The sequence below is a fragment of the Pseudomonas sp. lyk4-R2A-10 genome, assembly GCF_030209075.1.
Taxonomy (GTDB): Bacteria; Pseudomonadota; Gammaproteobacteria; order Pseudomonadales; family Pseudomonadaceae; genus Aquipseudomonas; species Aquipseudomonas glycinae.
The window spans coordinates 18,403-39,708 of record NZ_JARVSR010000021.1 but is presented as its reverse complement, the minus strand read 5'-3'; the positions used below and the strand labels follow the sequence as shown (position 1 = coordinate 39,708).

General features: G+C 61.6%; 24 protein-coding genes. 13 read left to right on the top strand and 11 right to left on the bottom strand.

The window, feature by feature from the left end:
• Positions 1-44: 44 nt before the first annotated feature.
• Entirely contained in the window at positions 45-1,607 is a 1,563-nt protein-coding gene (locus tag QRN46_RS28130) for a sigma-54-dependent phenylalanine hydroxylase transcriptional regulator PhhR (RefSeq protein ID WP_011333015.1), read from the bottom strand.
• 280 nt (positions 1,608-1,887) lie between these two features.
• On the opposite strand from QRN46_RS28130, the gene phhA reads away from it, so the two are divergent.
• From phhA to QRN46_RS28100, 6 genes are all read left to right on the top strand, one after another.
• Positions 1,888-2,679, top strand: a complete 792-nt coding sequence (gene phhA / locus QRN46_RS28125; protein ID WP_221615209.1) for a phenylalanine 4-monooxygenase — start codon at positions 1,888-1,890, stop codon at positions 2,677-2,679.
• A 117-nt stretch (positions 2,680-2,796) separates the two neighbouring features.
• Positions 2,797-3,153 (top strand): 4a-hydroxytetrahydrobiopterin dehydratase, encoded by a 357-nt coding sequence (locus QRN46_RS28120; protein WP_003222798.1) that lies wholly within the window; start codon positions 2,797-2,799, stop codon positions 3,151-3,153.
• A complete protein-coding gene (locus QRN46_RS28115; RefSeq protein ID WP_221615208.1) occupies positions 3,153-4,346 on the top strand; it encodes an amino acid aminotransferase in 1,194 nt (397 codons plus the stop codon). The genes QRN46_RS28120 and QRN46_RS28115 overlap by 1 nt, the downstream gene beginning before the upstream one ends.
• Before the next feature lie 200 nt (positions 4,347-4,546).
• Positions 4,547-4,678, top strand: a complete 132-nt coding sequence (locus QRN46_RS28110; RefSeq protein ID WP_007958347.1) for a hypothetical protein — start codon at positions 4,547-4,549, stop codon at positions 4,676-4,678.
• A 73-nt stretch (positions 4,679-4,751) separates the two neighbouring features.
• On the top strand, positions 4,752-4,931 hold the full coding sequence (locus tag QRN46_RS28105) for a hypothetical protein (RefSeq protein WP_085747137.1): 180 nt from the start codon (positions 4,752-4,754) through the stop codon (positions 4,929-4,931).
• 95 nt (positions 4,932-5,026) lie between these two features.
• Positions 5,027-6,214, top strand: a complete 1,188-nt coding sequence (locus QRN46_RS28100) for an MFS transporter (protein ID WP_285358693.1) — start codon at positions 5,027-5,029, stop codon at positions 6,212-6,214.
• Here QRN46_RS28100 and arfB read toward each other — a convergent pair.
• The 8 genes from arfB to QRN46_RS28060 form a co-directional block, all read right to left on the bottom strand.
• Positions 6,211-6,624, bottom strand: a complete 414-nt coding sequence (arfB, locus tag QRN46_RS28095) for an alternative ribosome rescue aminoacyl-tRNA hydrolase ArfB (RefSeq protein ID WP_011333010.1) — start codon at positions 6,622-6,624, stop codon at positions 6,211-6,213. The genes QRN46_RS28100 and arfB overlap by 4 nt on opposite strands.
• 90 nt (positions 6,625-6,714) lie before the next feature.
• Complete coding sequence (locus QRN46_RS28090) at positions 6,715-8,133, bottom strand: amino acid permease (protein WP_064378594.1); 1,419 nt, start codon at positions 8,131-8,133, stop codon at positions 6,715-6,717.
• Positions 8,134-8,981: 848 nt separating this feature from the next.
• Complete coding sequence (rluB, locus tag QRN46_RS28085) at positions 8,982-10,199, bottom strand: 23S rRNA pseudouridine(2605) synthase RluB (RefSeq protein ID WP_201819417.1); 1,218 nt, start codon at positions 10,197-10,199, stop codon at positions 8,982-8,984.
• Positions 10,200-10,353: 154 nt separating this feature from the next.
• Positions 10,354-10,545: a DUF1289 domain-containing protein gene (locus QRN46_RS28080; protein ID WP_007958358.1), complete on the bottom strand. Its 192-nt coding sequence runs from the start codon at positions 10,543-10,545 to the stop codon at positions 10,354-10,356.
• A gap of 2 nt (positions 10,546-10,547) precedes the next feature.
• The gene (scpB, locus tag QRN46_RS28075) at positions 10,548-11,561 is read right to left on the bottom strand and encodes an SMC-Scp complex subunit ScpB (RefSeq protein ID WP_011333007.1); all 1,014 of its coding nucleotides are present in this window, start codon (positions 11,559-11,561) and stop codon (positions 10,548-10,550) included.
• A gap of 11 nt (positions 11,562-11,572) precedes the next feature.
• The gene (locus QRN46_RS28070; RefSeq protein ID WP_011333006.1) at positions 11,573-12,391 is read right to left on the bottom strand and encodes a segregation and condensation protein A; all 819 of its coding nucleotides are present in this window, start codon (positions 12,389-12,391) and stop codon (positions 11,573-11,575) included.
• Positions 12,392-13,021, bottom strand: a complete 630-nt coding sequence (locus QRN46_RS28065) for an L-threonylcarbamoyladenylate synthase (RefSeq protein WP_201819419.1) — start codon at positions 13,019-13,021, stop codon at positions 12,392-12,394.
• Positions 13,022-13,034: 13 nt separating this feature from the next.
• Positions 13,035-13,898 carry a PHP domain-containing protein gene (locus tag QRN46_RS28060; protein ID WP_011333004.1) on the bottom strand — a complete coding sequence of 288 codons (864 nt, stop codon included), beginning with the start codon at positions 13,896-13,898 and terminating at the stop codon, positions 13,035-13,037.
• A gap of 87 nt (positions 13,899-13,985) precedes the next feature.
• On the opposite strand from QRN46_RS28060, the gene QRN46_RS28055 reads away from it, so the two are divergent.
• From QRN46_RS28055 to QRN46_RS28030, 6 genes are all read left to right on the top strand, one after another.
• Positions 13,986-14,582, top strand: coding sequence for a septation protein A (locus QRN46_RS28055; protein WP_011333003.1), 597 nt, complete (start codon positions 13,986-13,988; stop codon positions 14,580-14,582).
• Position 14,583: 1 nt separating this feature from the next.
• A complete protein-coding gene (locus tag QRN46_RS28050) occupies positions 14,584-14,883 on the top strand; it encodes a YciI family protein (protein ID WP_011333002.1) in 300 nt (99 codons plus the stop codon).
• 124 nt (positions 14,884-15,007) lie between these two features.
• Entirely contained in the window at positions 15,008-15,418 is a 411-nt protein-coding gene (locus tag QRN46_RS28045) for an SH3 domain-containing protein (RefSeq protein ID WP_011333001.1), read from the top strand.
• 7 nt (positions 15,419-15,425) lie between these two features.
• Positions 15,426-16,103, top strand: coding sequence for a response regulator transcription factor (locus QRN46_RS28040; protein WP_007958370.1), 678 nt, complete (start codon positions 15,426-15,428; stop codon positions 16,101-16,103).
• 136 nt (positions 16,104-16,239) lie between these two features.
• A complete protein-coding gene (locus QRN46_RS28035) occupies positions 16,240-16,689 on the top strand; it encodes a Spy/CpxP family protein refolding chaperone (RefSeq protein WP_007958371.1) in 450 nt (149 codons plus the stop codon).
• Between the two features lie 67 nt (positions 16,690-16,756).
• Positions 16,757-18,097 (top strand): sensor histidine kinase, encoded by a 1,341-nt coding sequence (locus QRN46_RS28030; RefSeq protein ID WP_011333000.1) that lies wholly within the window; start codon positions 16,757-16,759, stop codon positions 18,095-18,097.
• A gap of 10 nt (positions 18,098-18,107) precedes the next feature.
• Here the strand turns inward: QRN46_RS28030 and QRN46_RS28025 are convergent, their stop codons facing one another.
• A complete protein-coding gene (locus QRN46_RS28025; protein WP_011332999.1) occupies positions 18,108-18,674 on the bottom strand; it encodes a nitroreductase family protein in 567 nt (188 codons plus the stop codon).
• Between the two features lie 121 nt (positions 18,675-18,795).
• On the opposite strand from QRN46_RS28025, the gene QRN46_RS28020 reads away from it, so the two are divergent.
• Positions 18,796-20,250, top strand: a complete 1,455-nt coding sequence (locus tag QRN46_RS28020; protein WP_007958377.1) for a TrkH family potassium uptake protein — start codon at positions 18,796-18,798, stop codon at positions 20,248-20,250.
• Here the strand turns inward: QRN46_RS28020 and QRN46_RS28015 are convergent.
• A complete protein-coding gene (locus QRN46_RS28015; protein ID WP_011332998.1) occupies positions 20,207-21,268 on the bottom strand; it encodes an AraC family transcriptional regulator in 1,062 nt (353 codons plus the stop codon). The genes QRN46_RS28020 and QRN46_RS28015 overlap by 44 nt on opposite strands.
• Positions 21,269-21,306 lie beyond the last annotated feature (38 nt).

The window sequence follows — 21,306 nt, the reverse complement described above, 5'->3', positions numbered from 1 at the left end:
GCGGTGTCATGCCGCTTGGCGGCAAACACCCGATCCGGCCGTGATCATTCGGACGCGTCCTTGCCGACTTCATACTCACGCAGCTTGTTGGCAATCGTAGTGTGCGAAACCCCCAGCCGCTTGCCCAGCTGCCGACTGCTCGGATGCTCGGAATACAAGCGCTCCAGCACCGCTTTCTCGAAGCGCCCGACAATCTCGTCCAGCCCGCCTTCGAGGGAGAAATCGCCAAGCGGCTGACGCACGCCGTAATCCGGCAGGCGAATGTGCTCGGCCTTGACCGTGCCGCCGTCGCACAGCGAAACCGCCTGGAACAGCACGTTCTCCAACTGCCGCACGTTGCCCGGCCAATGGTAGTGACTGAGCCGGTCCATCGCCGCCGGCGCCAGTTTCGGCAGCGGGCAGCCGATCTGCCGACTGGCCTGATCGAGGAAGTGCTCCACCAGCGGCGTCAAACCGTCGAGGCATTCGCGCAGTGGCGGGATGTGCAGCGACAGCACGTTCAAGCGGTGATACAGATCCTGGCGAAACTCGCCGCGCGCGCACAGCTCCGACAGGTCGACCTGGGTTGCGCAGATCACCCGCACGTCGAGGTAAACCTCTTCATCACTGCCCACCCGCCGGAAGCAACCGTCCTGCAGGAAACGCAGCAATTTCACCTGCAAGCGCGGGCTCATTTCGCCGACGCCGTCGAGAAACAACGTACCGCCTGCCGTCAGCTCCAGCAACCCGAGTTTGCCTTCGGCCCGCGCGCCTTCAAAGGCACCGGGGCCGTAGCCGAACAGTTCGGTCTCGGCCATCGACTCCGGCAGCCCGGCGCAGTTGAGCGCCATCAACGGCGACTGGCCGCGCGGGCTCGCCAGGTGACAGGCCCGCGCCAGCAATTCCTTGCCGGTGCCGGTTTCGCCTTCAATCAACAACGGCGCATCCAGCGGTGCCATGCGTCGCGCTTCGCGCACCACCGCCGCCATCACTTTCGAGCTCTGGAAGATGCTGTCGAAGCCACGCAGTTCCTGCTTGCGCACGTTATAGATGCGTTCGCCGACGCGGTCCGCCCGGTGCAGGGTCAGCACGGCGCCGGCCATGGCCTCGCTGTCGTCGTGCTCCGATTGCAACGGCGCGATGTCGGCCAGAAAGATGTCGCCCTTGACCTTGACCCGCATGCCGTTGATTCGCGATTTGTTGGCGCGCACCAGTTCCGGCAGGTCGAAATCTTCGGCGTAACGCGACAACGGAATCCCCGGCACCTCGTCCACCCGCACCCCGAGCAACTGCGCCGCCGCACGGTTGGCCGCCACGATGGAGCCACCCATGTCGATCGACAGCACCGGAAATTCCAGCGCGCCGAGCAACGCATTCAACTCCATGTGCCGCCGCTCGCTGGGCATCAGCCCTACCCGCTTGACGCCGAACACCCCGGCAATCGCCTCGAACTTGGGTCGCAGCGCCTGGAACTGAATGTTGATCAGGTTCGGGCAATGCAGGTAGATCGCGTTGCCATGCTCACCGCCCACCTCGCCACGGGCGACGTTGATCCCGTACTCCACCAGCAGATTGAGAATGTCGCGCAGGATGCCGATGCGATTCTGGCAGTGGACTTTGATACGCATATAAAGGCCCGAAACAGGTGAAGAGGTGGTCTGACGCCGGAATTTTCTGCGCGTCGTGCAAGATAGTCGTCAAGATTATGTGACAGCCATCGGCCTTTTCAAACCCGACAGTCACCGCAAACACGACTTATCGCACGAAGCGTAACGAAAATTTTACGAATTAAAGAGACTTTTCCTACTCGACCGGTCTTCAACCTGCTGCAACAACGAACATTCCGGGGTATTTCTCAGTCCATCGCAGGACATAACAAGAACGAAATTCCCCTCGCAGGAGAGCAGTATGAAGCAGACGCAATACGTGGCCCGCGAGCCCGATGCGCAAGGTTTTATCGACTACCCCGCCGAAGAACACGCGGTGTGGAACACGCTGATCACCCGCCAGATGAAAGTGATTGAAGGGCGTGCGTGCCAGGAATACCTGGACGGTATCGAAAAACTCGGTCTGCCCCACGACCGCATTCCGCAACTGGGCGAGATCAACAAGGTGCTCGGCGAGACCACCGGTTGGCAGGTTGCCCGCGTTCCCGCGCTGATCCCGTTCCAGACCTTTTTCGAATTGCTCGCCAGCAAGCAGTTTCCGGTGGCCACGTTCATTCGCACCCGTGAAGAACTGGACTACCTGCAAGAGCCGGACATTTTCCACGAGATCTTTGGCCACTGTCCGCTGCTGACCAACCCGTGGTTTGCCGAATTCACCCACACCTACGGCAAACTCGGCCTGCAAGCGACCAAGGAAGAACGCGTTTATCTGGCGCGGCTGTACTGGATGACCATCGAGTTCGGCCTGGTCGACACCCCGCAAGGCAAACGTATCTACGGCGGCGGCATCCTGTCTTCGCCGAAAGAAACTGTTTACTCGCTGTCGGATGAGCCCGAGCATCAGGCCTTCGATCCGCTGGAGGCGATGCGCACGCCATACCGCATCGACATCCTGCAACCGCTGTATTTTGTCCTGCCGAACCTCAAGCGCCTGTTCGACCTGGCCCACGAAGACATCATGACCATGGTCAAGCAAGGCATGCAGCTGGGTCTGCACGCACCGAAATTTCCGCCGAAACCAAAAGCTGCGTGAACCGTGGCTTTTACTTACAAGTGACTCTGTAAGTCGTCGCGGCTTTGGTTTAGCGTGACGACATTGACGACCGTAACAGCTCTTATAAAAAAGACATCCGATCTCAGGAATCAAACCATGTCCACTTTGAACCAAGCCCATTGCGAAGCGTGCCGTGCCGATGCCCCACAAGTCAGCGATGAAGAACTGCCGATCCTGATCAAGCAGATTCCTGACTGGAACATCGAAGTCCGCGACAGCATCATGCAGCTGGAAAAAGTCTTCCTGTTCAAGAATTTCAAGCACGCGCTGGCCTTCACCAACGCCGTCGGCGAGATCTCCGAGGCCGAAGGTCACCACCCGGGCCTGCTGACCGAGTGGGGCAAGGTCACCGTGACCTGGTGGAGCCACTCGATCAAGGGCCTGCACCGCAACGACTTCATCATGGCCGCGCGCACTGACGAAGTGGCCAAGACCGCAGAAGGACGCAAGTAATGCACTTCGACGCCATCGGCCGGGTGCCCGGCGACCCGATCCTCGGCTTGATGGAGGCCTATGCGCAGGACCCCAACCCGCGCAAGTTCGACCTCGGCGTGGGCGTCTACAAGGATGCCCAGAGCCTGACGCCGATCCCCGAAGCGGTGAAAATCGCCGAGGCTCGGCTGGTTGAGAGCCAGGACACCAAGACCTACATCGGTGGCCACGGCAATCCGCTGTTCGGCAAGGTCATCAATGAGCTGGTGCTTGGTGCCGACTCGAAGCTGATCGCCGAGCAACGCGCCGGCGCCACCCAGACACCGGGCGGCACCGGCGCGCTGCGTCTGGCAGCGGATTTCATCGCCCAATGCCTGCCGGGCAAGGGCGTCTGGCTGAGCAACCCGACCTGGCCGATCCACGAAACGATTTTCGCGGCCGCCGGGGTCAAGATCAGCCATTACCCGTATGTTGGCAGCGACAACCGCCTCGACGTCGATGCCATGCTTGCCGTGCTCAACGAAGTGCCGAAAGGTGATGTGGTACTGCTGCACGCGTGCTGCCACAACCCGACCGGTTTCGACCTGAGCCACGACGACTGGCAGCGAGTGCTGGAGGTGGTACGCCGCCGTGACTTGCTGCCGCTGATCGACTTTGCCTACCAGGGCTTTGGCGACGGTCTGGAGCAGGATGCATGGTCGACCCGGCTGTTCGCCGCCGAGTTGCCCGAGCTGCTGATCACCAGTTCCTGCTCGAAGAATTTCGGCCTGTACCGCGATCGCACCGGTGCGTTGATTGTCAGCGCGAAAACTGCTGACAAGCTGATCGACATCCGCAGCCAGTTGGCGCACATCGCTCGCAACCTGTGGTCGACGCCACCGGATCACGGCGCGGCAGTGGTCGCCACAATCCTTGCCGACCCGGAGCTGAAACGCCGCTGGGCCGACGAAGTGGAAGCCATGCGTCTGCGCATCGCCCAGTTGCGCAGCGGCTTGGTGGAAGCGCTGGAACCGCACGGTCTGCGTGAGCGTTTTGCGCACATTGGCGTGCAGCGCGGGATGTTCTCCTACACCGGCCTGTCGCCGGAACAGGTGAAAAACCTGCGCGAGCATCACAGCGTGTACATGGTCAGCTCGGGCCGTGCCAACATTGCGGGGATTGATGCAACGCGTCTCGACCTGCTGGCCGAAGCGATCGCCAACGTCTGCAAATAAACAAATGTCAGGGGTGGCGGGCACACCGCCGCTCCCACATTTGCCCTGCGTCACCCTGTCGCACTTGTCTAGACAATCCCGCCCGTCGAACCAAATGGATTTAAAAGTCTGATTGTCATTTTTCTTGCTGTATCCTGCGCAAGCTTTCTGAAAGCGCGGATCTACCAGATCTATCAACAGACTTAGCGAGGAGCGCAACCATGCACGAGATTCCGAATCTCCCCTTCCCAAGCCTGCACGAAACTGAGCAGACGACCACGCAACAAGCCGGTGCCCAACAGCCCGAGCCGAAAGAAGCCGCCGAGAGCCGTCCGGCCGACAGCGAAGAGTAAGCAACACCCGCCGTACAGACCGTGTGGAAAGCGCTAACATGCGCTTTCCACACTGCCTGAAACCTGAGCTGCCATGTCCAAAGAATTCGATGAACAACAGGCCGAGATCCTGATCGGTACCACCGAGAAGATGATCGAGATCTGGAGCCGTCTCTCGCCCGAGAAACAGGCCGCCCTGCTCGCCCGTTTCGGCAGCGAAGAAAACGCGCTGGCCGCCCTGGTCACCACGCAATTGGTCGCCCCGGCCAAATAGTTTTACTTTTCCCCGCCCCGGACGCGTCCGCATCGGTATCATGAGCAGCCTATCTATTCTGCTCTTCCCGTGGATCGTAATTCATGTCGTCCTCTATGCCAGAACCCCAGCGCCCCCTGGCGGTCACGCTGCAAGTCGTTTCCATCGTCCTGTTCACCTTCATCGGCTACCTGAACATCGGCATTCCATTGGCGGTGCTGCCAGGTTATGTGCACAGCGACCTGGGCTTCGGCGCGGTCATCGCCGGGCTGGTGATCAGCGTGCAATACCTGGCCACCCTGCTCAGCCGTCCGTATGCCGGCAAGATCATCGACAACCAGGGCAGCAAGCGTGCGGTGATGATCGGTCTGGTCGGCTGTGGTTTGAGCGGGGTGTTCATGCTGATTTCGGCGTGGACCCCCAACCTGCCGCTACTGAGCCTGATCAGCCTGTTCGTCGGCCGTCTGGTGCTGGGCAGCGCGGAAAGTCTGGTCGGCTCAGGCTCGATCGGCTGGGGCATCGGCCGCGTCGGCGCCGCCAACACCGCCAAAGTCATCTCGTGGAACGGCATCGCCAGTTACGGTGCGCTGGCGGTCGGTGCGCCGCTCGGGGTATGGCTGGTCAGCCGTTTCGGTCTGTGGAGCATGGGCGTAAGCATTCTGCTGCTCGCCAGCCTGGGATTGCTGCTGGCCTGGCCGAAAACCGCCGCGCCGATTGTGGCTGGTGAGCGTCTGCCGTTCATGCACGTTCTCGGGCGCGTCTTCCCGCATGGCTGCGGACTGGCGCTGGGCTCGATCGGTTTCGGCACCATCGCCACCTTCATCACCCTGTATTACGCCACGCAGCATTGGGATAAGGCGGTGCTGTGCCTGAGCCTGTTCGGCGCCAGCTTCATCGGTGCGCGACTGCTGTTCGGCAACCTGATCAACCGCCTCGGCGGCTTTCGTGTGGCGATTGCCTGCCTGTCGGTGGAAACGTTGGGCCTGCTGTTGCTGTGGCTGGCGCCGGACGCGCACTGGGCACTGGCCGGCGCGGCATTGAGCGGTTTCGGTTTCTCGCTGGTGTTCCCGGCGCTCGGCGTGGAAGCCGTGAACCTGGTGCCGGCCTCGAGCCGTGGTGCGGCGGTCGGGGCGTATTCGTTGTTCATCGACTTGTCGCTGGGTATCACCGGGCCGCTGGCAGGGGCGATTGCAGCGGGCTTCGGATTTGCCTCGATCTTCCTGTTCGCCGCCCTCGCCGCGCTGAGCGGTCTGGCATTGAGCGTCTATCTGTACCGCCACACGGCGAAGTACCGCGAAGACTAGAAATCCACCTTGCCCCGCCCGGCCTTGATGCTGCCGCGCTTGGTCTTCGATTCGAGTCGACGCTTCTTTGAGCCCAGCGTCGGCTTGGTCGGCCGCCGCTTCTTCTCGACCTTGGTGGCGCTGAGGATCAACTCGGTCAGACGCTCCAGTGCATCGGCGCGGTTCTGTTCCTGCGTGCGGTACTGCTGGGCCTTGATGATCAGCACGCCGTCGCCGGTGATGCGACTGTCGCGCAGCGCCAGCAGCCGCTCCTTGTAGAACTCGGGCAAGGACGAGGCCGGAATGTCGAAGCGCAGGTGCACGGCGCTGGAGACCTTGTTGACGTTCTGCCCACCGGCGCCCTGGGCGCGGATGTACGTCAGTTCGATCTCGGCATCCGGCAGATGCACGTTGTTTGAAATCACCAGCATGGAAAAGCGTCCGTATTCAGAACCCGCAGGATACCGCGAAAGCACAAAAAACCCGGCACTTGGCCGGGTTTGTTGTTTTTGCAACGACGCTTATTTGGCTGCGCTCGCTGCGTGCAGTGCCTGCTGCGCACCACGCTTGTTCTTGATCACGTAGCAGACCCACATGAACACCACCCACACCGGAATCGCGTACACCGAGATCTGGATGCCCGGGATCAGCAGCATCACGCCGAGGATGAACAGGACGAACGCCAGGCAGATGTAATTGCCGTACGGGTACCACAGCGCCTTGAACAGCGGCTTCTGGTGGGTCTTGTTCATGTGTTGGCGGAACTTGAAGTGCGAGAAGCTGATCATCGCCCAGTTGATCACCAGCGTTGCAACCACCAGCGACATCAGCAGTTCCAGCGCATGTTGCGGGATCAGGTAGTTGAGCAGCACGGCCACCAGAGTCACGGCCGCCGAGGCCAGGATCGAACGCACCGGCACGCCGCGCTTGTCGATCTTCGCCAGCGCTTTCGGCGCATCGCCCTGCTCGGCCATGCCCAGCAGCATGCGGCTGTTGCAGTAGGTGCCGCTGTTGTACACCGACAATGCCGCGGTCAGGACCACGAAGTTGAGGATGTGCGCAGCGGTGTTACTGCCGAGCATCGAGAACACCTGCACGAACGGGCTGCCGCTGTAGGAATCGCCGGAAGCGTTGAGGGTTTCCAGCAGACTGTCCCACGGAGTCAGCGACAACAGGATCACCAGTGCGCCGATGTAGAAAATCAGGATCCGGTAGATCACCTGGTTGATCGCTTTCGGGATCACGGTTTTCGGTTTGTCGGCTTCGGCTGCGGTGAAACCGAGCATTTCCAGACCGCCAAAGGAGAACATTATGATCGCCATGGCCATCACCAGACCGCTGACGCCGTTCGGGAAGAAACCACCGTGGGACCACAGGTTGCTGACCGAAGCCTGCGGGCCGCCATGGCCGCTGACCAGCAGGTAGCTGCCCAGGGCGATCATGCCGACGATCGCCACGACCTTGATGATCGCGAACCAGAATTCGGCTTCACCGAAGACTTTGACGTTGGCCAGGTTGATCGCATTGATCAGCACGAAGAACGCCGCGGCAGTGACCCAACTCGGGATCTCCGGCGCCCAGTAGTGGATGTATTTGCCGACCGCGGTCAGCTCCGACATGCCCACCAGGATGTACAGGATCCAGCAGTTCCAGCCCGACAGGAAGCCGGCGAAACCGCCCCAGTATTTGTGCGCAAAGTGGCTGAAGGATCCGGCCACCGGCTCTTCGACGATCATTTCGCCCAGCTGGCGCATGATCATGAAGGCGATGAAGCCGCAGATGGCATAGCCGAGGATCATCGACGGGCCGGCGGATTTCAGCACCCCGGCCGAACCGAGGAACAATCCGGTACCGATCGCGCCACCGAGGGCGATCAGTTGAATGTGGCGATTTTTCAGGCCGCGTTTCAGCTCGCCTGATTGCGAGTTTTGTCCACTCATGAAAAAGGTCTCACGCAAGGTTTGATGATGTTCAGTAGACGTTGCTGCAAGGTTGCGATTTCAGCCAACCCTGATCAAACCCCAGCGCAGGCACCAGGAATTCAGCTTTTTTACAACGGTCATGCGTCACCTGTTTGTTTTTATCTGTGACGAAATCGAACCCGACACGCTTGTGACGCGGCGGAGTGAACAAGGCGGATAAACCTTGAGGTTTGCGCGATTACGCAGAGGGTCACAGTTAAAACGCGGCGCATTGTACACCGCTAACCCCCTGCTGCCAGACCTCGCCGGATCAGCGTGTCGGTTGCCGGGATTGCATGTGTCCACCCCGGGAGGCCCGGGCGGCTGCAAAAATTGAGTCAGGCCTTTGCAGGCCATCGGCGTGGACGATGGAAAATCCGTCCCACGTGGAGAAGTGAAAATGGATATCGGCGTTCATTGCGCCTCCTTCTTGTTATGCACCTGCACGACAGGCATGGGACGCATCTCACCTTTCAAACGACGCTGAAACAAGCGCGCCAGAGCGCTGCGCAAGGCCCGTCGGGCCTGGCTCCGGCAGATTTTCCTTACAGCCGGGCAAAGCCACTCGATTCATGGGACGGCGAGGGCTTTTTCGTAAATATTCGCTGACAGCGCGTAACGTAAAATTTCCACTCCAGACCCATCGAAGAAGGGTCCGGCAATTGACGTTAGCTGGCTAACTATTTGAAAGGCGTTAAGTTTTTTTGTTTTAAAACAAGAAAAACACACCCGAAAAAAGAAATAAAAAGTCCAAAAAAAAACGCCAACCCTGAGGTTGGCGTTTCTGTTTTCAGCTTGAAGCTTGAAGCTTGAAGCTTACAACCGTCTTATTCCGGCTTCTTGCGACCAAACCCCGGACGCTGGCCGGAACCGGCTGGTGCGCCACGGCGCTTGCCCGACGGCTTGTCATCGTCGGCCAGCTTGATGCCCGGGCGCTTCGGCGCCGGTTTGGCCGGGCGCTTGGTGTCGACTGGACGATCCGCCACCGGCGTACCACGACCTTCGCCACGCTCGGTACGGCCATTGGCCGGACGCGGACTGCGTGGCCCACGCTCGCCATCCGGACGCGTTGCCGGCTTGCGACCTGGACGCTCGCCTTCGATCTGCGGCTCGCGAACCGGACGCGGACCGGCACCAATCGGTGCACCGTTGGCCGGACGCAGGGTGCGCACACGCTCGGTACGGGCCATCGGACGCGACGACTTGCGCTGCATGCGGTCGAGCTTGTCTTTGCTCTTGGCATTCAGTTGCGGCATGGCCACCGGAGTCAGGCCGACTTCGGCGCTCAGCACGTCAACTTCGTACTGGCTCATTTCGCGCCAGCGGCCCATCGGCAGGTCGGAGTTGAGGAACACCGGACCGAAACGCACGCGCTTCAGGCGGCTGACCACCAGGCCCTGGGATTCCCAAAGGCGACGTACTTCACGGTTACGGCCTTCCATCACCACGCAGTGATACCAGTGGTTGAAGCCTTCGCCACCCGGTGCCTGTTGGATGTCGGTGAAACGCGCCGGGCCGTCTTCCAGCACGACGCCGGCCTTCAGGCGCTCGATCATTTCGTCATCGACTTCACCGCGGACACGCACCGCGTATTCACGGTCCATCTCGTAGGACGGGTGCATTAGGCGGTTGGCCAGTTCACCGTCGGTAGTGAACATCAGCAGACCGGTGGTGTTGATGTCGAGACGACCGATGTTGATCCAGCGGCCTTCTTTCGGACGCGGCAGCTTGTCGAACACGGTCGGACGGCCTTCCGGGTCGTCACGGGTGCAGATCTCGCCATCGGGCTTGTTGTACATGATCACGCGGCGAACCGACTCGGCGGCTTCTTCGCGCTTGATGACCTTGCCATCAATGGTGATTGCATCGTGCATGTCGACACGCAGGCCCAAAGTGGCGTCTTTGCCATTGACCTTGATCCGGCCGGCAGCGATCCAGGATTCGACGTCACGGCGCGAGCCGACGCCGATACGGGCGAGGACTTTCTGCAGCTTTTCGCCTGCTGGGCCGATTTCCTGGTCGTCTTTCTGATTGATGTCACTCATCTGGGCACCTCCCGGTGTGGTCTGTTCAGCGGCGCTGAATTGAGCCGCTGAAACGTTGAAATCTGGGTTTTCGGGCGAAGGGATCGCCGAAGGGTCGCGAATCATACGCGGATGTGGCCGCGCGCGCATCAGAGACTAGTCGATCAGGGCAAGGTTATTTCTTTTTCCGCCGACCGGTGGCCCCGAGCTTGATCAGACGCAGCGCGGCTTCGGCCAGCACAGTGCGCTTGTCGTCCTTGTCGAGTTTCTTCCAGGCCCGTATCTCGCGCTTGCTGCGGCCGCAGCCCAGACAGATGTCGTCGCTGAACTTGCAGACGCTGATGCACGGGTCTTTGGTCGAGCTCATGCTCAATCCTCGAACTCGCGGCGTTCGGCTTCGATGGCTTCGGCCAGGGCGCGGGCTTCGGCTTCTTCTTCGCTCAGTTCTTCCTCAGCGGCGGGTTCCGGCGCGGGCTGTTCCAGCCGGGCGACGGCAGCGAGCAGTTTTTCCCGGGCTTCGGCCACGCCGAGCACATCGTCTTCCTGCTCGGGCTCAAATTCAGGCTCAAACTCAGGTTCAGGCTCGAATTCAGTTTCGAACTCACCCTCAACCGGCGGCTCGAGCGGATCGGACTCAACCCCGGTCGGCATCGATTCACCGCCCGCCCCGTCACGCAGCAAGTCGTCGAAGTCGGTCTTGATCCCCTCCTCCATGCTGTCCAGTTCCAGCAGCAAGGTGTGGAAACTGGTTTCCTCCTTCGCCTCCTCCGGCTCGGCGCTGGCGTCGGCCAGCTCCTGCAAGCCCGGCGGCACCGGAGCGTCGTCGAAGTCGAGCACCGGATCTGCCTCGATTTCGCGCAACTCGGCCAGCGGCGGCAGGTCGTCAAGGTTCTTCAGGTTGAAGTGGTCGAGAAACGCCTTGGTGGTGGCGAACATCGCGGGTTTGCCCGGCACGTCGCGGTAACCGACGATGCGGATCCACTCACGTTCCATCAGCGTCTTGACGATGTTGGTGTTGACCGCCACGCCCCGCACATCCTCGATCTCGCCCCGGGTGATCGGCTGGCGATAGGCGATCAGCGCCATGGTTTCCAGCAGCGCCCGGGAATAGCGCTGCGGGCGCTCTTCCCACAAACGACCGACCCACGGCGCGAACTTTTCGCGGATTTGCAGACGATAGCCGGAAGCGACTTCCTTGAGCTCGAACGCCCGGCCCTCGCAGGATTTGCCAAGCAGGGTCAGGGCTTTCTTGAAGACCGGTGGCTCCGGGCGTTCGCCTTCTTCGAACAGTTCATACAGGCGCTCGAGGGATTGCGGCTTTCCCGAGGCCAACAGAAAGGCTTCAAGCAGGGACGCCAGCTCGCGGGGTTCAGTCAGGTTCATATCGGGACTCGTTATTCGGCTCGGGCTCGCACGTGGATCGCGGCGAACGGCTCATTCTGCACCAGCTCGATCAGGGATTCCTTGACCAGTTCAAGGATGGCCATGAAGGTCACCACCACGCCGAGCTTGCCCTCTTCGGCGGTGAACAGCTCGATGAACGGCACAAACCCGCCGCCCTTGAGCCGCTCCAGCACGTCGCTCATGCGCTCGCGGGTGGACAGCGCCTCGCGGCTGACCTGATGGCTTTCGAACATGTCGCCGCGGCGTAGCACTTCGGCCATGGACATCAGGATTTCTTCCAGCGCCACGTCCGGCAACAGCTTGCGCGCGCGGGCTTCCGGGGCGTCGAGCTTGGGCACGATCACATCGCGGCCGACCCGACTCAGGCCATCGATGCCCTCGGCAGCGGCCTTGAACCGTTCGTACTCCTGCAGACGGCGGATCAGTTCGGCGCGCGGGTCGTCCTCTTCGTCCTCGACGGTTTCGGCCCGGGGCAGCAGCATCCGCGACTTGATCTCGGCCAGCATCGCGGCCATCACCAGATACTCGGCGGCCAGTTCCAGGCGCACCGACTGCATCAGCTCGACATAACCCATGTACTGGCGGGTGATTTCCGCCACCGGGATGTCGAGGATGTTGATGTTCTGTTTGCGGATCAGGTACAGCAGCAGGTCGAGGGGGCCTTCGAAGGCTTCGAGGAAGACTTCCAGGGCGTCCGGCGGGATGTACAGGTCCAGCGGCATTTCCGTGACGGCCTGGCCATAGACCATGGCAAACGGCAGTTCTTGCTGGGCACCGGCCTGGGGATCAACGGTTTCCACTGCGGACATTCAGGCCTCGACCATGAATGGAGCCGGGTCGCCGCAACCGACGCGGATCACTTCCGGATCATCTCCGGTCAGGTCGATCACGGTGGAGGCCTTGATGCCGCCGGATCCGCCGTCGATGATCAGGTCCACCTGATGCTCGAGCACCTGGCGCATTTCGTACGGATCGCTCAACGGGTCTTCATCGCCCGGCATGATCAGGGTCACGCTCATCAGCGGCTCGCCCAGTTCGGCCAGCAGCGCCAGCGCGATGGGATGGCTCGGCACCCGAAGACCGATGGTGCGCTTCTTCGGATGCAGCAGCAGCCGCGGTACTTCGCGGGTGGCGTTGAGAATGAAGGTGTACGGGCCCGGCAAGTGGGCTTTGAGGATTCGAAAGGTCCCGGTGTCGATCTTGGCGTAATTGCCCAGTTGCGACAGGTCGCTGCAGATCAGCGCGAAGTTGTGCTTTTCGTCGAGTTGACGCAGGCGACGAACGCGCTCGATGGCGTTCTTGTCACCGATCTGGCAACCGATTGCGTAGGAAGAGTCGGTGGGATAGACCACAACTCCACCCTTGCGGATGATCTCGACGGCCTGTTTGATCAGGCGCGCTTGCGGGTTTTCCGGATGAATCTGGAAAAATTGACTCACATTCTCTACCTGTTCAGACGGCGGCAATAACTGGGTCATGTTTGAACCGACACCACAGGGGTGGAAGGTCCTCCGGCACCGGCCGGTACTGGCCGATCTCGGACCAGCCACCAGGGCCATGGAAATCACTGCCGGCGCTGACCAGCAGACCGAACTCTCGGGCAAGGATTGCCAGGCTGCCCACCTGTTCCGCAGGTTGATGACCATTGACCACTTCGATCGCCTGCCCGCCCGCTTGAATATAGTCGGCAATCAGCTTTCGGCGCTTGCTGCGGGTGAAATCGTAGTGCCATGGATGCGCCAGGCTGACCCATGCGCCGGCGGCGCGCAGCGTGCCGACGGTGTCTTCCAGGGTCGGCCAGTGCTGCTTGACGTCTCCCAGCTTGCCGGCGCCGAGCCATTTGCGAAACGCTTCGGCGCGATCCTTTACAAAACCTTCACGCACCATCCAGTCGGCGAAATGCGGGCGGGCCGGCGCGTTGCCGCTGTCGCCCAGCTCCTGCTGGATCTGCCGCGCGCCGTCGAGGGCATTCGGCATACCCTTGAGGGCGAGCTTGCGGCTTATTTCCTCAGACCGCAGCCAGCGACCATCGTGCAGATTGGCGATCGCCTCGACCAACGGCGCGGCGTTGACGTCGAAACCGTAACCGAGCACGTGAATGGTCGCCCCGCCCCAAGTGCAGGACAATTCGACGCCGTTGACCAGTTGCATGCCCAGCGCCTCGGCGGCCGTGCGCGCTTCGGCAAGGCCTTCGAGGGTGTCATGATCGGTCAGGGACAGGACTCGCACGCCGTTCTCGAACGCACGCGCAACCAGTGCCGCAGGCGCCAGGGCGCCATCGGAGGCCGTGCTGTGGCAGTGCAAATCGACATTCACGGGGATGTGTAACCTCAAATCAGCTGGCGCTATCGCGCGCCCATATGTTTGTTATTATGCCGCCACATCCAGCTTCTGGCTCTCACTGTGAAACAATTCATCGATTTCATCCCGCTTCTGCTGTTCTTCATCGTCTACAAACTCGATCCACGCACCGTCGACGTTGCCGGCCATGAACTGACGGTAGGCGGCATTTACAGTGCCACCGCCATGCTGATCATCAGCTCCCTGGTGGTGTACGGCGCGCTCTTCATCAAGCAGCGCAAGCTGGAGAAGAGCCAGTGGCTGACCCTGATTGCCTGCCTGGTGTTCGGCAGCCTGACACTGGCCTTTCACAGCGAAACCTTCCTGAAATGGAAAGCCCCGGTGGTCAACTGGCTGTTCGCCCTGGCCTTCATCGGCAGCCATTTCATCGGTGACCGCCTGCTGATCAAGCGCATCATGGGCCACGCACTGACCCTGCCGGATCCGGTCTGGACCCGACTGAACATCGCCTGGATCGCCTTTTTCCTGTTCTGCGGGGCCGCCAACCTGTTCGTCGCCTTCACCTTCCAGAGCATCTGGGTGGACTTCAAGGTGTTCGGCAGCCTGGGCATGACCGTGCTGTTCCTGGTCGGTCAGGGCATTTACCTGTCCCGTCACCTGCACGACGCCGATACCACAACGCCAAAAACCGAGGACTGACATGCTCTACGCCATCATTGCCACCGACGTCGCCAACTCCCTGGAAGCCCGCCTCGCTGCGCGCCCGGCACACCTTGAACGCCTGCAAGTGCTCAAGGGCGAAGGCCGCATCGTGCTGGCCGGCCCGCACCCGGCGGTCGACAGCAATGATCCGGGCGCAGCGGGTTTCAGCGGCAGCCTGATCGTTGCCGAATTCGACTCCCTGAGCGCGGCGCAAGCCTGGGCCGATGCCGATCCTTACATCGCCGCCGGCGTCTATGCCAACGTGATCGTCAAGCCGTTCAAGCAAGTCCTGCCGTAACCTTCCCCCCCGTAAAAGCCCTCAGCGCGATGAACCTTGTCGGTTCATCGCGTTCTCAATCGCTCATTATTCTCGTTTGCCGGCCGACAACCTGCCCAATATCCATTTGGAAACAGGAGTCGCGATGCGCAAGGGTCCGTTGTGTCTGATGTTGGTCACGTTGTCGATCATGGCGCCCGCCCATGGTGACGAAAGCACCGAGGGCGGCAGCTCCACGCCGCTTTCATTGAGCGCCGGCAGTCAGATCACCGAGTTGCAGCAGCGCCTGAAGGCCAGTGAGCAGCAACGGGAAGAACTGAGCAAACAACTGCAAAATGCCGATAACACCCGCGAAAGCGCCCAGCTCGCCCGGCTGCGCCAGGAGAACCAGCGTCTGAAGCTGCAACTCAAGGAGGCCCAGGCCAGCCCGCTCCCGCGCCTGCTGACCGAACAGCAGCAATGGTTCGTCACCGGGGCCGGGGTAGCGCTATTGGCGCTGCTCTGCGGTATCTTTGCCAGTGGAGCAAGCCGAAAACGTCGGCAATGGCTAAATTGAGTGAGTCATGAGCGAGCTGTTACTGATTGATGATGACCAGGAGTTGTGTGAACTCCTGAGTAGCTGGCTGAGCCAGGAAGGCTTTCAGGTCCGGGCCTGCCACGATGGTCAGAGTGCCCGCAAGGCGCTGGCCGAAACCGCGCCGGCGGCCGTGGTGCTGGACGTGATGCTGCCCGACGGCAGCGGCCTGGAACTGCTCAAGCAACTGCGCAGCGATCACGCCGACCTGCCGGTGCTGATGCTCTCGGCCCGGGGCGAGCCGCTGGACCGGATCCTCGGCCTGGAACTGGGCGCCGACGATTACCTGGCCAAACCCTGTGATCCGCGCGAACTGACTGCCCGGCTGCGCGCCGTGCTGCGCCGCAGTCATCCGGCCGCCGTGTCGACCCAGCTCGAACTGGGCGACCTGAGCTTCAGCCCCGTGCGCGGCGTGGTCAGCATCGACGAAAAGGAATTCACCCTCACCGTCTCCGAAAGCCGCCTGCTCGAAGCCCTGCTCAAGCAACCGGGCGAGCCGCTGGACAAACAGGAACTGGCGCAGATCGCCCTCGGCCGCAAGCTGACCCTGTACGACCGCAGCCTGGACATGCACGTCAGCAACCTGCGCAAAAAGATCGGCCCGCACCCCGACGGCCGCCCGCGCATCGTCGCCCTGCGCAGCCGTGGCTACTACTACAGCCTCTGATCGTCTGTCAGTTTTGTCAGGTCGGCGCGAAAACGTGTTTACCCAAGCTTTACACAGCGCTGACCGCCGCTGACCTTGATCTCCGTAATCTGTACTCATCCGGAACGTACCGGGAACGAGACAAAGGAGATTCACCATGCGCAAGACTCTTATCGCTCTGATGTTTGCCGCTGCCCTGCCGACCGTTGCCATGGCCATGCCACAGGATGGCGGCCCGATGGGTGGCCCGCTGGACGGCCCGCGCCATGGCGGTCAGATGCACGGCATGCACGGCAAAGGCCCGTACAGCCAGCTGGACCTGTCCCGCGAACAGCGCGAGCAGATCCGCAAGATCATGGGCGAGCAGATGCACGAGCGTAAGCAGACGGTCGAAAAATACCTGGAAAAACTCTCGCCAGCCGACCAGAAAGCCATGAAGGACGAGATGGCGGCCAACCACAAGAAAGCCGAGTCCGATGTCCGCGCCGTGTTGAAACCGGATCAACAGAAGAAATTCGACGAGATCCAGAAGAAACAGGCCGAGCGTCGCGCCGAATGGGCCGAGTTCAAAGCCTGGAAAGCGCAGCAGCCGCAAAAGGCGCAATAATGTTCTAGCGTCACGCCCCGACCCAACGGCTCACCGCCGTTGGGTTTTCTTTGTTTGAGGATTTTCTGTGCGTTCATTGTTCTGGCGTATCCTCGCCAGCTTCTGGCTGGCCATCGCTCTGGTTGCAGGGCTTTCCATTCTGCTAGGGCACATGCTCAACCAGGACGCGTGGATCCTCAGCCGCCATCCGGGCCTCAACACTCTGGCCGCGGAATGGACGCAGACTTACGAAGCCCAGGGCGAAAACGCCGCCCAGGACATCCTCGAACAGCGCAAGCGCCAGTACCACATCGACGTGCAAGTGCTGAACGAAAGCGGCGACCCGGTGGTGCGCGGCACCTTCCCCCGGCGCGCGGCCGCCTTCGAGGCGCGGCAGAACAACGATGACCGACGCCTGCCATGGCGCCGTCTGACCGACGAATTCACCAGCGACAAAAGCGGCGACACCTACCTCTTCATCTATCGCATCCCGCACCCGGAACTCGACGCCTGGCACCGCGAAAGCCTGCTCTGGCCGTTGAGTGCACTGGGCATCGCGCTGGTGGTGCTGACTCTGTTCAGCCTGCTGGTGACGTTTTCCATCACCCGGCCCCTCAGTCGCCTGCGCGGCGCGGTGCATGACCTCGGCCAGACCACGTATCAGCAGAACAGCCTGGCGCAACTGGCCAACCGCCGCGATGAATTCGGCGTGCTGGCCAACGACTTCAACCGAATGGGCGCCCGTCTGCAAAGCCTGATCGGCAGTCAGCGCCAGTTGCTGCGCGATGTGTCCCACGAACTGCGTTCACCGCTGGCACGGCTGCGCATTGCCCTAGCTCTGGCCGAGCGTGCAAGCCCGGAAGAACGGGAAAAACTCTGGCCGCGCCTGACCCGCGAGTGTGATCGGCTGGAAGCGTTGATCAGTGAAATTCTGGTGCTGGCACGGGTCGATGCCGACAACGCCAGCGCCGAAGACGTGGATCTGAATGCCTTGCTCGCCACCCTGCAAAAGGATGCGCAGCTGGGCTCGCCGGAGCAGACCGTGCGTCTGGAGGCCGAACCGGCACTCAATCTGACAGGCTGGCCGACCATGATCGAACGCGCCGTGGACAACCTGCTGCGCAATGCCCAGCGCTTCAACCCGGTGGGGCAGTCGATTGAAATGCAGGCGTCACGTCAGGGCGAGCGGATCGTGGTCAGCGTGCGTGACCATGGGCCAGGGGTGCAGGCCGAACATCTGAGCCAGTTGGGCGAACCGTTTTATCGGGCGCCGGGGCAGACCGCTGCCGGCCATGGCCTGGGACTGGCGATTGCCCGGCGGGCGGCGGAACGGCATGGCGGGACGCTGGTGCTGGCCAATCATCCGCAGGGCGGGTTTGTGGCGAGTCTTGAATTGCCTCTCGTACCGGGGGCAGTTGTCCAACCATAAAACCAATGTGTCAGGCCTTTGCTGGCCACGCGCTGACAAACTCCGCCAGATCAACCTTCTCGGCCACCCGCGGTTCTTTCTGCGGTGTGCCGAGGTACAGGAAGGCAATCACCTCTTCGTCATCCGTCAGGCCCAAACCCTTGGCGACATGTTTCGAGTACGCCAGATCACCCGTACGCCACACCGCACCAATCCCCTGCGCGTAAGCCGCCAGCAGAATCCCGTGAGCCGCACAGCCTGCGGCCAGCAACTGCTCGGCCTTCGGGTATTTGACGTGATCCTGCAACTTGGCGATGACCACGACCACCAGCGGCGCCCGCAGCGGGCCGTTGCGGGCCTTGTCGATCATCGCTTCGGTGACTTCGCCTTCCTGCATTTTTGCAGCTTCGGCCAGCAACTCGCCCATCTGCTCACGCGCCGCGCCTTCGACGGTCAGGAAGCGATACGGCTGCAAATGGCCGTGATCCGGTGCGCGGGTCGCGGCGGCGAACAGCACTTCGCGCTGTTCGGCGGTGGGGGCCGGATCGATCAGTCGTGGAACGGAAACACGGTTGAGCAAAGCGTCGAGAGCCTGCATCGGCCACCTCCTGAAAAAAATGTCCGGCTATTCTAGCTGCAAGTGATCCAGACGCGTCGGTTTACATGCCTTGCACCGCAGGTAGAATGGCGCCCTTCCCACATCAGCCCGAGCGGACTTCATGGCGTTGCCGACCTTACGGATCATTGGTTTCATCATCGGCATCTTCCTGATCACCCTGGCCATCGCCATGGTCGTGCCCATGGCCACCCTGGTGATTTTCGAGCGCACCGGCGATCTGCCGTCGTTCCTCTGGGCGAGCATGATCACCTTCGTCGCCGGCCTCGCGCTGGTGATTCCGGGGCGTCCGGAACACATCCACCTGCGCCCCCGGGACATGTACCTGCTGACCGTCAGCAGCTGGCTGGTAGTGTGCATCTTTGCCGCGCTGCCGTTTTTGCTGACCCAGCACATCAGCTACACCGACTCGTTCTTCGAAAGCATGTCCGGCATCACGGCCACCGGGTCGACCGTGCTCAACCACCTGGACGACATGTCCCCCGGCATCCTGATGTGGCGCTCGCTGCTGCACTGGATCGGCGGCATCGGCTTCATCGGCATGGCGGTGGCGATCCTGCCGCTGCTGCGCATCGGTGGCATGCGCCTGTTCCAGACCGAATCCTCGGACCGCTCGGAAAAGGTCATGCCCCGCTCGCACATGGTGGCGCGGCTGATCGTGGCGGCCTACGTCGGCATCACGATTCTCGGCAGCCTGGCGTTCTGGTGGGCCGGGATGAGCCCGTTCGATGCGATCAACCACGCGATGTCAGCGATTTCCACAGGCGGGTTCTCGACCTCCGACCAGTCCCTGGCCAAGTGGACGCAACCGGCGGTGCACTGGGTGGCCGTGGTGGTGATGATTCTCGGCAGTCTGCCGTTCACCCTGTACGTGGCGACGCTGCGCGGCAACCGTCGGGCGCTGATCAAGGATCAACAGGTGCAGGGTTTGCTCGGGATGTTGCTGGCGACCTGGCTGGTGCTCGGCACCTGGTACTGGTGGACTACCAATCTGCATTGGCTGGACGCGCTGCGGCATGTGGCGCTGAACGTGACGTCGGTGGTCACTACCACCGGATTTGCGCTGGGGGACTACAGCCTGTGGGGCAACTTCTCGCTGATGCTGTTCTTCTATCTGGGCTTCGTCGGCGGCTGCTCCGGGTCGACGGCGGGCGGGATCAAGATCTTCCGTTTCCAGGTCGCCTACATCCTGCTCAAGGCCAACCTTAACCAGTTGATTCACCCGCGTGCGGTGATCAAACAGAAGTACAACGGTCACCGCCTCGACGAAGAGATCGTCCGTTCGATTCTGACCTTTTCGTTCTTCTTCGCCATCACCATCTGCGTGATCGCCCTGTTGCTGTCGCTGTTGGGCGTGGACTGGATGACGGCGTTGACCGGCGCCGCCAGCACCGTCTCCGGCGTAGGTCCGGGCCTGGGCGAGACCATCGGCCCGGCCGGCAACTTCGCCAGCCTGCCGGATGCGGCCAAATGGATTCTGTCGTTCGGCATGCTGCTCGGCCGACTGGAGATCATTACGGTGTTTGTACTGTGTATTCCGGCGTTCTGGCGTCACTGATCGCCTTCGGCGCTTCCAGCAACCGCGCCCGATAATCGCCGGGCGTGGTGTCGAACCAGCGGCGGAAGGCGCGGAAGAAATTGCTCGGGTCGGCAAAGCCCAGCAGATAGGCAATCTCCAGCAAGGTCATGCTCGGCTGCGCCAGGTATTGCTCGGCGAGTTCGCGGCGCGTGTCGTCGAGCAACTGCTGAAAACTGGTGCCCTCCTCCTGCAAACGACGTTGCAAGGTGCGCTGCGACAGATGCAAGGTCTGCGCCACCGTGTCGCGCTTGGGTTCACCCTGCGGCAGCAGGCGGCACAGCACCTGACGTGCCTTGTGGGTCACGCGGCTTTCGGAAAACCGCGCCAGGTATTCCCCGGCAAACCGGTCGTGCAGCAGCGCCATCGCCTCGTTGGCGGTGGGCAGTGGCGCTTCCATGTCTGCGCGTTCGAAGATCAGCGCGTCATACGGCGCGTTGAACACCAGCGGTGCATGGAAGGCTTGTTTGTAGGGTTCAAGGTCATCCGGCTCATCGCCCTGCACCAGCACTTTGCGCGGGTGCAGCGTGCGCCCGGTCAGCCAGCCGCACAGCGCGAGAGCGCAGGCCAGCGACGCTTCGGCACTTTGCCGGGTCGGCGGCAGGTGATCGCCATGCACCGTCAGGATCAGCGCATAACCTTCGTCGAGCAGGCGAAAGCTCAGGTCGGCACTTTCGGCGATGATCCGCTGATAACGCACCAATCGCTGAAAACCTTCCGCCAGCGTATTGCTGGACATCAGCGCGTAGCCCGCGACATGGAACGAAGCCGGCCGCACCACCTTGCCCATGTTCAGGCCGATGGCGGGATTACCGGACAGCTCGACCGCCCGTTGCCACAGTCGGGTCATGGAATCCTGTGGGAAGCGTGCGTCCGGATCCTCCAGCGCCGCGTAGTCGAGCCCCAGCTGTCTGAACAAAACCCGGCAATCCAGGCCGTCCATTTCCAGTGCTTTGACAATCCCCATCGCCCAGCTTGCAGAAGTCGTTCGTTCGCTCATGGCGTTTTTTCTTGGATGACATGGTGAGCCGCATACTA